This window comes from Micromonospora sp. WMMB235 (assembly GCF_001855515.1).
GTDB lineage: Bacteria > Actinomycetota > Actinomycetes > Mycobacteriales > Micromonosporaceae > Micromonospora > Micromonospora aurantiaca.
The window spans coordinates 4,410,051-4,422,071 of the sequence record NZ_MDRX01000001.1 but is presented as its reverse complement, the minus strand read 5'-3'; the positions used below and the strand labels follow the sequence as shown (position 1 = coordinate 4,422,071).

Annotated in this window: 10 protein-coding genes; 8 read left to right on the top strand and 2 right to left on the bottom strand. The window is 70.1% G+C overall.

All coding sequences use genetic code 11. The features are described 5' to 3' along the window. The 5 genes from BFV98_RS31970 to BFV98_RS19405 all read left to right on the top strand — a co-directional run bounded on the left by BFV98_RS31970 (position 1) and on the right by BFV98_RS19405 (position 4,277). Positions 1–273, top strand: coding sequence for a hypothetical protein (locus tag BFV98_RS31970; RefSeq protein WP_141722578.1), 273 nt, complete (start codon positions 1–3; stop codon positions 271–273). A gap of 212 nt (positions 274–485) precedes the next feature. Beyond that, positions 486–1,619, top strand: coding sequence for a DNA polymerase III subunit beta (gene dnaN, locus BFV98_RS19420; RefSeq protein WP_013283212.1), 1,134 nt, complete (start codon positions 486–488; stop codon positions 1,617–1,619). A 40-nt stretch (positions 1,620–1,659) separates the two neighbouring features. Beyond that, positions 1,660–2,532 carry a phosphogluconate dehydrogenase (NAD(+)-dependent, decarboxylating) gene (gene gnd, locus BFV98_RS19415; RefSeq protein WP_013283213.1) on the top strand — a complete coding sequence of 291 codons (873 nt, stop codon included), beginning with the start codon at positions 1,660–1,662 and terminating at the stop codon, positions 2,530–2,532. A 16-nt stretch (positions 2,533–2,548) separates the two neighbouring features. After that, positions 2,549–3,679, top strand: coding sequence for a DNA replication/repair protein RecF (recF, locus tag BFV98_RS19410; protein WP_013473313.1), 1,131 nt, complete (start codon positions 2,549–2,551; stop codon positions 3,677–3,679). Next, positions 3,672–4,277 (top strand): DUF721 domain-containing protein, encoded by a 606-nt coding sequence (locus BFV98_RS19405; protein ID WP_013283215.1) that lies wholly within the window; start codon positions 3,672–3,674, stop codon positions 4,275–4,277. The genes recF and BFV98_RS19405 overlap by 8 nt, the downstream gene beginning before the upstream one ends. Here BFV98_RS19405 and BFV98_RS19400 read toward each other — a convergent pair. After that, complete coding sequence (locus BFV98_RS19400; RefSeq protein WP_013283216.1) at positions 4,268–4,507, bottom strand: hypothetical protein; 240 nt, start codon at positions 4,505–4,507, stop codon at positions 4,268–4,270. The two genes, BFV98_RS19405 and BFV98_RS19400, sit on opposite strands and share 10 nt — an antisense overlap. An 81-nt stretch (positions 4,508–4,588) precedes the next feature. Between BFV98_RS19400 and BFV98_RS19395 the strand changes: the two genes are divergently transcribed. Continuing rightward, positions 4,589–5,077 (top strand): MarR family winged helix-turn-helix transcriptional regulator, encoded by a 489-nt coding sequence (locus tag BFV98_RS19395; RefSeq protein ID WP_013283217.1) that lies wholly within the window; start codon positions 4,589–4,591, stop codon positions 5,075–5,077. Here BFV98_RS19395 and BFV98_RS19390 read toward each other — a convergent pair. Further along, complete coding sequence (locus BFV98_RS19390) at positions 5,062–5,616, bottom strand: hypothetical protein (protein ID WP_013283218.1); 555 nt, start codon at positions 5,614–5,616, stop codon at positions 5,062–5,064. The genes BFV98_RS19395 and BFV98_RS19390 overlap by 16 nt on opposite strands. 547 nt (positions 5,617–6,163) lie before the next feature. On the opposite strand from BFV98_RS19390, the gene gyrB reads away from it, so the two are divergent. Together gyrB and gyrA are read left to right on the top strand one after the other, a co-directional pair. After that, positions 6,164–8,110 (top strand): DNA topoisomerase (ATP-hydrolyzing) subunit B, encoded by a 1,947-nt coding sequence (gene gyrB / locus BFV98_RS19385; RefSeq protein WP_013283219.1) that lies wholly within the window; start codon positions 6,164–6,166, stop codon positions 8,108–8,110. Between the two features lie 130 nt (positions 8,111–8,240). Further along, complete coding sequence (gyrA, locus tag BFV98_RS19380) at positions 8,241–12,020, top strand: intein-containing DNA gyrase subunit A (protein ID WP_143025346.1); 3,780 nt, start codon at positions 8,241–8,243, stop codon at positions 12,018–12,020. Position 12,021: the final 1 nt, after the last annotated feature.

Here is a 12,021-nt window from a genome sequence, read left to right as displayed (position 1 = left end):
GTGGGCGAGCTGTTGAAGGTTCTGGGGATGACGGCTCTCGACCCTGTCGGCGTTGTCCACAGCGCTGGGGAGAAAACCGGTGGATTACCGGTGGACAACCGGTGGACAGCCGTGGAAAACCCGGCGGCCGGCGAGGGCTGTGGACCGGGACACGAGTTTTACCCCTGGTTCTCCACAGCCAAACCACCGGTGGATAACGTGTCTGACCTGCGCGGACGCCGGTTCTCCACAGTTTGCACAGGTGCGATGAAGACGATGAGTTATCTCTTCTAAACAACAAAAACCAATCATCACCGTTGGACTTCCTGTGGATCGGGCCGGAGCACTGCCGACGGCAGTCGCCCGGGGCACCTGGATCCACGGGGTCGGGCGCACAGCCGATGTCCCAGCGCCTTAAGGTGCGATGGGTACCCGCACGGTCGGGCGGGACGGGTGGCAGCGGTCGGCATGAGAGAGTTGTCGCTGACGTCGACGCGGAGGCATTGATGAAGTTCCGAGTGGAGCGCGACGCGCTCGCCGAGGCGGTCGCGTGGACCGCCAAGAGCCTGCCCAACCGACCCTCCGTACCGGTGCTGGCCGGGGTGATGCTCCGCGTCACCGACGGCAACCTCCAGGTCTCCGGCTTCGACTACGAGGTCTCCAGCCAGGTGACGGTCGAGGTGCAGGGTGACGCGGACGGCGCCGCCCTGGTCTCCGGCCGCCTGCTCGCCGAGATCACCAAGGCCCTGCCGGCCAAGCCGGTGGACATCGCCGCCGTCGGCGCCCACCTCGAACTGGTCTGCGGCAGCGCCCGGTTCACGCTGCCCACCATGCCGGTGGAGGACTACCCGACGCTGCCGGAGATGCCGGAGAGCGCGGGCACCGTCGACGCCGCCGCCTTCGCCTCCGCCGTGGCCCAGGTGGCTGTCGCCGCGGGCCGCGACGAGACGCTGCCGATGATGACCGGCGTACGGATCGAGCTGAGCGGCAGCACGATGGCCATGCTGGCGACCGACCGCTACCGCCTCGCGCTGCGCGAGATGGAGTGGAACCCGGACGACCCGGAGATCAGCCTCAACGCGCTGGTGCCGGCCCGTACGCTGCACGACACCGCGAAGGCGCTCGGCCCGCTCGGTGGCCACGTCACCATGGCGCTGTCCTCCGGCGGCGCCGGTGAGGGCATGATCGGTTTCTCCGGTGGCACCCGCCGGACCACCAGCCGCCTGCTCGACGGCGCCAACTACCCGCCGGTGCGCTCGCTGTTTCCGGCCGACCACAACGCCGAGGCCCGCGTCGCCGTCGCCGCGCTCATCGAGGTGGTCAAGCGCGTCGCGCTGGTCGCCGAGCGCACCACCCCGGTGCTGCTCAGCTTCAGCGCCGACGGTCTCGTGGTCGAGGCGGGCGGCACCGAGGAGGCCCGGGCCAGCGAGGCCATGGAGGCCACCTTCAGCGGCGAGCCGCTGACCATCGGGTTCAACCCGCAGTACCTCATCGACGGCCTGGCCAACCTGGGCGCGCAGCACGCCCTGCTCCGGTTCGTCGACGCGTTCAAGCCCGCGGTCATCTCCCCGGCAGGCGAGGATGGCGAGGTCATCCCGGGGTACCGGTACCTCATCATGCCGATCCGCGTGTCCCGCTGATCGCAGGCAGCACGACCCTGACGTACGGAGGTAGGAGCAGATGCAGCTCGGCCTGGTAGGACTCGGCCGCATGGGCGGCAACATGCGGGAGCGGTTGCGCGCCGCCGGGCACGAGGTGGTCGGCTACGACCACAACCCGGAGATCAGCGACGCCGCGAGCCTGGCCGAGCTTGCCGAGAAGCTCCAGTCGCCCCGCGCGGTGTGGGTCATGGTTCCCGCCGGCGTCACCGACGCCACCATCGACGAGCTCGCCGGTGTGCTCGGCGAGGGCGACATCATCATCGACGGCGGCAACTCCCGGTTCAGCGACGACGCCCCGCGCGCCGAGCGGCTGAACGAGCAGGGCATCGGCTACATCGACGTCGGCGTCTCCGGCGGCGTCTGGGGCCGGCAGAACGGGTACGCGCTGATGGTCGGCGGCGCGCAGGAGCACGTCGAGCGGCTCATGCCGATCTTCGAGTCGCTCAAGCCCGAGGGCGAGTTCGGCTTCGTGCACGCCGGCCCGGTCGGCGCCGGCCACTACGCCAAGATGGTGCACAACGGCATCGAGTACGGCCTGATGCACGCCTACGCCGAGGGCTACGAGCTGCTTGCGGCCTCGGAGCTGGTGACGAACGTCCCCGGCGTGTTCAAGTCGTGGCGCGAGGGCACCGTCGTGCGCTCCTGGCTGCTCGACCTGCTGGACCGGGCACTCGACGAGGACCCGGAACTGGCCGAGCTGAGCGGCTACACCGAGGACACCGGCGAGGGCCGCTGGACCGTGGACGAGGCGGTCCGGCTCGCCGTACCGCTCAACGTCATCACCGCGTCGCTCTTCGCCCGGTTCGCCTCCCGGCAGGACGACTCGCCCGCGATGAAGGCCGTCGCCGCGCTGCGCCAGCAGTTCGGCGGCCACGCCGTCCACAAGCGCTGACCGGTATCCACAGGCTGTGTACGTCCGCCGGCTCGAACTGGTCGACTTCCGCTCGTACGAGCGCGTCGGCGTCGACCTGGAGCCGGGTCCGAACGTGCTCGTCGGCGCCAACGGCGTCGGCAAGACCAACCTGGTCGAGGCGCTCGGCTACGTGGCGACCCTGGATTCGCACCGGGTCGCCACCGACGCCCCGCTGGTTCGGATGGGCGCCGCCTCGGCGGTGATCCGTTGCGCCGTGGTGCACGAGGGCCGGGAGCTGCTGGTCGAGCTGGAGATCGTCCCGGGCAAGGCCAACCGGGCCCGGCTCGGCCGGTCCCCGGCCCGCCGCGCCCGGGACGTGCTCGGCGCGCTGCGCCTGGTGCTGTTCGCGCCGGAGGACCTGGAACTGGTCCGCGGCGACCCGGCTGAACGCCGCCGCTACCTGGACGACCTGCTGGTCACCCGCCAGCCCCGCTATGCCGGTGTCCGCGCCGACTACGAACGCGTGGTCAAGCAACGCAACGCGCTGCTGCGTACGTCGTACCTCGCTCGGAAGACCGGCGGCACACGCGGCGGTGACCTGTCGACGCTGGCCGTGTGGGACGCGCATCTGGCGCAGCACGGCGCGGACCTGCTCGCCGGCCGCCTGGAGCTGGTGGCCGCGCTGACCCCGCACGTGGCGAAGGCGTACGACGCGGTGGCGGCCGGCCGCGGCGCGGCGGGCATCGCGTACCGGCCCTCGGTCGAGCTGCCCGAACCCGGCGCCGACCGCGCGGCGCTGGCGGAGGCGCTCGCCGCCGCGCTCACCGCGAACCGCGCCGCCGAGATCGAGCGCGGCACCACGCTCGTCGGCCCGCACCGCGACGACCTGGCGCTGACGCTCGGCCCGCTGCCCGCGAAGGGGTACGCGAGCCACGGCGAGTCCTGGTCGTACGCGCTGGCGTTGCGGCTGGCCGGTTACGACCTGCTGCGCGCCGACGGGATCGAGCCGGTGCTGGTGCTCGACGACGTCTTCGCCGAGCTGGACACCGGCCGGCGGGAGCGGCTGGCCGAGCTGGTCGGCGGCGCGAGCCAGCTCCTGGTCACCTGCGCGGTGGACGACGACGTGCCGGCGACGCTGCGCGGCACCCGGTACGCGGTGGGCGAGGGGACGGTGCGACGTGCCTGATGACGAGGTGCAGCTCCCGCCCGCGCGCCTCGGGCCGGGACGCGACGCGCGTACCCCGGGGAAGCCCGCGGACGGTGAGCCGGCCGCGAAGCTGCCGGAGGGCACGGCCGGGCCGGAGCTGGCGCGGGCGGTGCTCGACGCGGCGAAGGCCCGGCGGCAGGCGGCGGCCCCGCGACGGCGCGGCGCGGTCCGCGGCGACGGCGAGAAGCGGCTGCGCGGCTACTCCGGCCCGGGGCCGGACCCGCGCGACCCGCAGCCGCTCGGCGCGGTGCTGGACAAGCTGATGAAGGCGCGCGGCTGGCAGCAGCCGGCGGCCGAGGCGACCGTGTTCGGCGCGTGGGAGAAGGTGGTCGGCCCGGAGGTCGCGCAGCACAGTCGCCCGGTCAAGCTGGAGGACGGCGAGCTGACCGTGGAGGCGCGTTCGACGGCCTGGGCGACCCAGTTGCGCCTGCTGGCGGGCTCGCTGTTGCAGCAGATCGCCCGGGAGGTCGGCCACAACGTGGTGCGCAAGCTGCACATCCACGGGCCGGCGGCGCCGTCGTGGTCGCGCGGCCCTCGACGGGTACGCGGGCGCGGCCCTCGCGACACCTACGGCTGACCGACACCGCCCGAACGCCGTGCCTCCCGCCGGGCGCGCTTGAGTTCGCGCTGCTCGCGGCTCCACTGCTTGCGGCGCTCCAGGTCTTCCTTCCACGCGTCGCGGGCCAGCTTCGAGCCGCCCTGCACCGCGCCCTGCACCTGGGACGGGCCGGCGAGGTTGCGGAACACCCAGCCCAGCAGACGGCCACCCTTGCCGGAGGCGTCGCCCACCTGCTCGTCGTCGCTCATCCCGCCGCCCTCTCTGTTTGTGTGCAAACCATTGGTACACCAATCATTGCTACGATCGCAACGACGACGAGGAGGACGCGGGTGACCGACGGCATCGAGGAGGACCCCCTGGCGCTGGAGCAGCAGGTCTGCTTCGCGCTCTCAGTCGCCGCCCGGAGCGTCGTCGCTGTCTACCGGCCGCTGCTGGAGCCGATGGGGCTCACCCACCCGCAATACCTGGTGATGCTGGCGCTCTGGCAGCACGCGCCGCTGTCCGGCCGGGATCTGAGCCGGCTGCTCCAGCTCGACCCGGGCACGCTGTCACCGCTGCTCAAGCGGCTGGAGGCGGCCGGCTACATCCGGCGGGAACGCGACGCCGCCGACGAGCGCAGCCTGGCCGTCTCGCTCACCGCCGAGGGACAGGCGCTGCGGGCGCAGGCCGAGCGGATCCCGCCGGCCATCGTGCAGCGCCTCGGCCTGCCGCTGGCCGACCTGCGGCACCTGCACACGGCGCTGACCGAGGTGATCGCGGCAGCCAACCAGGCCACGTCTTCTTCCGGCGCTGCGGCGCCCGGTCAGGCGTCGGCGTAGACCGCGAAGCCCCGCTCCGCGCAGCGCCGGTAGAAGGCCGCCAGCACGCTCAGCTCGGCGCAGGTGAAGTTCCACTGCGGCGGATCGCCGCTCTCGTCCCGCAGCCGGTCGAGCCGGCTGTCGAGCCAGCGGAGCTGCTGCTCGGCCAGCCGCCCGTCGCCGAGCAGCGCGCGCAGCACCTCGCTCACCGACTCGAACGTGACCGGCTCGCCGTACGGCCGGTGCCGTGCGACGAACTTCTCCACGCCCTCGGCGATCCAGGAGCAGCCGTCCGGGTCGATCACCGGGTCCTCGTCCTCGACCGCGTTCTCCGTGGCGTAGAGCACATTCTCCAGCCCGAGGATCAAATCGACCAATTCGGTGTACGCGGTCGCGCGTACCGTGCCGGTCTTCGCGATCAGCTCGGCGAGCGCCGCGGTCGGCGCGGAGATTCGGGGCATGTCCACGATCTCGCCGAAGTCCACGAACTCAGCCGGCGCGACCGGATCGTAGAAGCGGCCGGTCCGCGGCCAGTGCACCGCGACGTTGTCCAGCCCCATCTGGCGTCACCTCTCACCAAGCGTTTTCGGACCATCTCCGACGATCGTCCCGGTTCCGGGCGCAAAAGATCAAGACCGCAACGGCGGCGCCGCAAAAGCTACGGCACGCCGGGCCCGGCCGCGACCCCCGGTCGGGGCAGCCGCCGATCACCGGTCGGATGACCGTCGTGGCTCACGGTGGCCGGTGGCGCGGTACCGCCCCAATGGCGTGTAGGGGGAGTCGTGGGCGACGCGGTTCGTCCGGCTACGGCATTCTCAGCCGCCTCGGAGAGGGTGCCGAGTGGCGGTTTGGTCGGCTCCGCACAGTAAGATTGAGGGCGAGACGAAAGACCCGAGACGGAGCGACGGACAGGGGCCCGCATGAGCCCTCGATCATAGTCCCGCATCGGGTCCGAGCCGATCGCGATCCGCGGGCAACCGCGGCGCCCGGCGTACATGATCCGAGCCTGGCGATCCCAGGGGCGGTCCATGCGCGCCGACGTCGCGTCCTGTCCGCCGAACCCGCGCCCCGCGCCCACGCGCGGCCGGTGCGAGAAAGTGGCCGAGCGTGGCAGCGGAGGACAACAAGAAGTACGGTGCCGAGTCCATCACCGTTCTCGAAGGCCTGGAAGCGGTCCGGAAGCGGCCCGGTATGTACATCGGGTCCACCGGCGAGCGCGGTCTGCACCACCTGGTGTGGGAGGTCGTCGACAACGCGGTGGACGAGGCGCTGGCCGGGCACTGCGACACCATCGACGTGGTGCTGCTGGCCGACGGCGGTGTCCGGGTGACCGACAACGGCCGTGGCTTCCCGGTCGACCTGCACCCCAAGCTGAAGAAGCCGGGTGTCGAGGTCGCCCTGACCGTGCTGCACGCGGGCGGCAAGTTCGACGGCAAGGCGTACGCCGTCTCCGGCGGCCTGCACGGCGTCGGCGTCTCCGTGGTGAACGCGCTGTCCACCAGGATGGCTGTGGAGATCCACAAGGACGGCTTCGTCTGGCGCCAGCAGTACCACCACTCCAAGCCGACGCCGCTGGAGAAGGGCGAGGCGACCGACCGCACCGGTTCGGCTGTCTCCTTCTGGCCCGACCCGGACGTCTTCGAGACCGTCGACTTCGACTTCCACACGATCTACCGGCGCCTCCAGGAGATGGCCTTCCTCACCCGGGGTCTCACCATCCACCTGCTCGACGAGCGGGTGCCGGAGGACGAGGACGGCAAGACCCGCGAGGTCACCTTCCACTACGAGGGCGGCATCGCCGACTTCGTCCGGCACCTCAACGCCTCCAAGAGCCCGATCCACAAGACGGTGGTCGAGTTCGGCGCCGAGGAGACGGGCATGTCGGTCGAGATCGCCATGCAGTGGAACGAGTCGTACGGCGAGTCGGTCTACACCTTCGCCAACAACATCAACACCCACGAGGGCGGCACCCACGAGGAGGGCTTCCGGGCCGCGCTGACGAGCGTCGTCAACCGCTACGGCGCCGAGAAGAAGCTGCTCAAGGGCGACGAGCGCCTCTCCGGTGAGGACATCCGCGAGGGCCTGGCCGCGATCATCTCGGTCAAGCTCACCGACCCGCAGTTCGAGGGTCAGACCAAGACCAAGCTGGGCAACACCCCGGTCAAGGGCTTCGTGCAGCGGGTCTGCAACGAGTCGCTCGTCGACTGGTTCGACCGCAACCCGGCCGAGGCGAAGATCATCATCCAGAAGGCCTCCCAGGCGGCCCGGGCCCGGATCGCCGCCCAGCAGGCGCGCAAGCTCGCCCGGCGCAAGTCGCTGCTGGAGTCCGGCTCGATGCCCGGCAAGCTGGCCGACTGCCAGTCCACCGACCCGCGCGAGTCCGAGGTCTTCATCGTCGAGGGCGACTCGGCCGGCGGTTCGGCCAAGCAGGGCCGCGACCCGCGTACGCAGGCGATCCTGCCGATCCGCGGCAAGATCCTCAACGTGGAGAAGGCCCGGATCGACCGGGTGCTGAAGAACAACGAGGTGCAGGCGCTGATCACCGCGCTCGGCACCGGCATCCACGACGACTTCGACATCGAGAAGCTGCGCTACCACAAGATCGTGCTGATGGCCGACGCCGATGTCGACGGCCAGCACATCCAGACGCTGCTGCTCACGCTGCTGTTCCGGTTCATGCGGCCGCTGGTCGAGCTGGGGCACGTCTACCTGGCCGCCCCGCCGCTCTACAAGATCAAGTGGAACAAGAAGGGCGACGACGCCCAGTACGCGTACTCGGACCGGGAACGCGACGGGCTGATCGCACTGCGCCAGCAGAAGAAGCCCAACGCCCGCCCGGACGACATCCAGCGGTTCAAGGGTCTCGGCGAGATGAACTACCCCGAGCTGTGGGAGACCACGATGAACCCGGCCACGCGTACGCTGCGCCAGGTCACGCTCGACGACGCCGCCACCGCGGACGAGCTGTTCAGCGTCCTGATGGGTGAGGACGTCGAGGCTCGCCGGTCGTTCATCCAGCGCAACGCCAAGGACGTGCGGTTCCTGGACATCTGACGGACGCGCCCGGGTCGGCCGGCGATCCACCGGCCGGCCCGGCGATCCACAGAGTTATCCACAGTCTGGCCGCTTTCCACAGCCGTTATCCACAGCGAGACCACGACTCTGAGTCTGATAAGGGTTAACAGTGACCGATACTCCCGAGTCCACCCCGAACGAGCCGGAGACCCCGGAACCACTGGCGGCGGTCGTCCAGCACGACCGGATCGAGCCGGTCGGCCTCGAGGTCGAGATGCAGCGCTCGTACCTCGACTACGCGATGAGCGTCATCGTCGGGCGGGCCCTGCCGGACGTCCGGGACGGGCTCAAGCCGGTCCACCGCAAGATCCTCTACGCCATGTTCGACTCCGGCTACCGGCCGGACCGCGGGTACGTGAAGTGCTCCCGCGTCGTCGGCGACGTGATGGGCCAGTTCCACCCGCACGGCGACTCGGCCATCTACGACGCGCTGGTCCGGATGGCGCAGCCGTGGTCGCTGCGCTACCCGCTGGTCGACGGCAACGGCAACTTCGGCTCGCCCGGTAACGACCCGGCCGCCGCCATGCGGTACTGCCTTGCGGCAGATGTCCGGGTTCGTACCGTCGACGGCACCGTCCGGATCGGCGACGTCGTGCCGGACGCCGCGCCGAGCAGCGAGACCGACGTCGACCTCAAGGTCCGTGACCGCAACGGCGACCTGGTCCGTGCCAGCAGGTTCTTCCACTCCGGCGAGCACCCCACGCTGCGGCTGCGCACCCGTGAGGGGTACGAGCTGACCGGCACCCACAACCACCCGGTGCTCTGCCTGGTGAACGTGGCCGGTGTTCCGACCTTGCTGTGGAAGCTGCTCGCCGAGATCGCCCCGGGCGACCGGGTGGCCCTCCAGCGCACCGTGCCGGACGAGATCGGCTACCCGATGCTGGAGCACGTCGAGGCAGCCTTGCTCGCGGGCGCGTTCGTGTCCGAGGGGTGGGTGTCCGAGCAGCGAGCTGGCTTCAACAACGTGGACCGGGAGTTCTTCGTCCGGGTCCTCACCGCCTATGACCTCGCGGTCGGCGGCCCCCGGTACGTCGCCGAGCGGGTCATCGACTCCGGCAGCACGCTGCACGAACTCGATGTACAGAACGTCTCCGCACTGCGGGCGAGCGTACTCGGCGAGATGGTGGGCGCGCGGAGCGCCGACAAGTTCGTGCCGGAGTTCGTCTGGCGCGGACCGGCCGCGGTCAAGCGGGCCTTCCTCCAGGCGCTGTTCGAGGGCGACGGCTCGTCGTCGCTGCTGCCCCGCCACACGATCCAGGTCTCCTACTCGACCCGCAGTGAGCGGCTGGCCCGCGAGGTGCAGCAACTGCTGCTGGAATTCGGCGTGGTCAGCCGGCAGTGCCGGTACGACGACGGCGAGATCAAGGTCGTCGTCACCAACCGGCGGGACGCCCGGATCTTCGCCGCTCACGTCGGATTCCTCGGCCGCAAGCAGGCCAAGCTGGAATCCGAGCTGGCCCAGGTGCCGGCGAGCAGCACCGCGCTCTCCGGCGATCACGTGCCGTTCGTCGGTGACTTCGTCCGCGAGCACGGCGCGAGCCGCTGGACCGAGCGTGACTGGCTGCGCCGGCACAACGTGGACCGGATCGAGCGCTGGGAGCGGGACCGCGACGAGATCGCCGCCCGGATCACCGAGCCGGGCATCCTCGACGTGGTCGAACCGCTCGTCGACGGCCGCTTCTACTACGCCGAGGTGACCGACGTCACCGACGCCGGTGTGCAGCCGGTTTACAGCATCCGGGTGGACACCGAGGACCACTCGTTCGTCTCCGACGGTTTCGTCAGCCACAACACCGAGTGCAAGCTCGACCCGCTGGCGATGGAGATGCTGCGGGACATCGACGAGGACACCGTCGACCTCCAGGACAACTACGACGGCCGGGCCAAGGAGCCCACCATCCTGCCGTCGCGTATCCCGAACCTGCTGATCAACGGCTCCGAGGGCATCGCGGTCGGCATGGCCACCAAGATCCCGCCGCACAACCTGCGCGAGATCGGCGCGGCCGTGCAGTGGTGCCTGGAGCACCCGGAGGCCGACGAGGCCACCACGCTGGAAGCCCTCCTGGAGATCGTCAAGGGCCCGGACTTCCCGACCCACGGCCTGATCGTCGGTCAGGCGGGCATCCAGGACGCGTACCGGACCGGGCGCGGCTCGATCCGCATGCGCGCCGTGGTCGAGGTCGAGGAGGACAAGCGGGGCCGGCCGGCGCTCGTGGTCAGCGAGCTGCCGTACCAGGTCAACCCGGACAACCTCGCCGAGCGCATCGCCGAGCTGATCAAGGAGGGCAAGCTCGCCGGCATCGCCGACATCCGCGACGAGTCCTCCGGGCGTACCGGCATGCGGATCGTGCTCGTGCTCAAGCGCGACGCGGTCGCCAAGGTGGTGCTGAACAATCTCTACAAGCACACCCAGCTCCAGGAGACGTTCGGCGCCAACATGCTGGCGCTCGTCGACGGCGTGCCGCGCACGCTGAACCTGGCCCAGTTCATCCGCTACTACGTCGAGCACCAGATCGAGGTGATCCGGCGGCGGACCGCGTTCCGGCTGCGCAAGGCCGAGGAGCGGGCGCACATCCTGCGCGGTCTGTCCAAGGCGCTGGACGCGCTGGACGAGGTGATCGCCCTGATCCGGCGCTCGCCCACTGTGGAGGACGCACGGCAGGGTCTGATCCGGCTGCTGGACATCGACGAGGTCCAGGCGACCGCGATCCTGGACATGCAGCTGCGCAGGCTGGCCGCCCTGGAGCGGCAGCGGATCCTGGACGACCTGGCGAAGCTCGAAGTGGAGATCGCCGACCTGAAGGACATCCTGGCCAAGCCGGAGCGGCAGCGGCGGATCGTCTCGGAGGAGCTGGGCGAGATCGTCGCGAAGTGGGGCGACGACCGGCGTACGAAGATCGTCCCGTTCGACGGCGAGGTCTCGATGGAGGACCTCATTGCCCGCGAGGACGTGGTGGTGACGATCACCCGCACCGGGTATGCGAAGCGGACCAAGGTCGATCTCTACCGGTCGCAGCGGCGTGGCGGGAAGGGCGTCAGCGGGGCGACGCTCCGCCAGGACGACATCGTCAGCCACTTCTTCGTATGCTCTACCCACGACTGGATCCTGTTCTTCACGAACAAGGGTCGGGTCTACCGGGCGAAGGCGTACGAGCTTCCCGAGGCCAGTAGGGTGGCCAAGGGCCAGCACGTGGCCAACCTGCTCGCGTTCCAGCCCGACGAGCAGATCGCGCAGATCATTGAAATCCCGAACTACCAGGTGGCCCCCTACCTGGTACTGGCCACGAAGAACGGCCTGGTGAAGAAGACGCGGCTCGAGGAGTTCGACTCCAACCGTTCCGGCGGCATCATCGCGATCAACCTGCGCGATGAGGACGAGCTGGTCGGTGCGGTACTGGTCGCTCCGGAGGACGACCTGCTGCTCGTGTCGAAGAACGCCCAGGCGATCCGCTTCAACGCCACCGACGAGGCGCTGCGTCCGATGGGCCGGGCCACCTCCGGTGTGATCGGCATGCGCTTCAGCGGCGAGGACGAGTTGCTCGCCGTCGAGGTGGTGCGAGAGGGTCTGGACGTTCTGGTCGCGACGAACGGGGGTTACGCGAAACGTACCCCGATCGAGGAATACCCGGTCCAGGGCCGGGGAGGTAAGGGCGTGCTGACCGCGAAGATCACCGAGCGACGCGGTGGCCTGGTCGGCGCGGTCGTGATCGATCCGGAGGACGAGCTGTTCGCCATCACGAGCAACGGCGGCGTCATCCGGACTCCGGTGAAGCCTGTACGCCGTACGCGTGACCGGAACACAATGGGGGTCAAGCTGATGGACCTCCCGGACGGCGTGACTATCGTGGCGATTGCTCGCAATGCCGACGAGCCTGACGAACAGGACTAGT

Excerpts from the sequence above, each read along its gene's own strand:
- dnaN (WP_013283212.1), top strand. The coding sequence starts at position 486 with ATGAAGTTCCGAGTGGAGCGCGACGCGCTCGCCGAGGCGGTCGCGTGG.
- gnd (WP_013283213.1), top strand. The coding sequence starts at position 1,660 with ATGCAGCTCGGCCTGGTAGGACTCGGCCGCATGGGCGGCAACATGCGG.
- BFV98_RS19400 (WP_013283216.1), bottom strand. The coding sequence starts at position 4,507 with ATGAGCGACGACGAGCAGGTGGGCGACGCCTCCGGCAAGGGTGGCCGT.
- BFV98_RS19390 (WP_013283218.1), bottom strand. The coding sequence starts at position 5,616 with ATGGGGCTGGACAACGTCGCGGTGCACTGGCCGCGGACCGGCCGCTTC.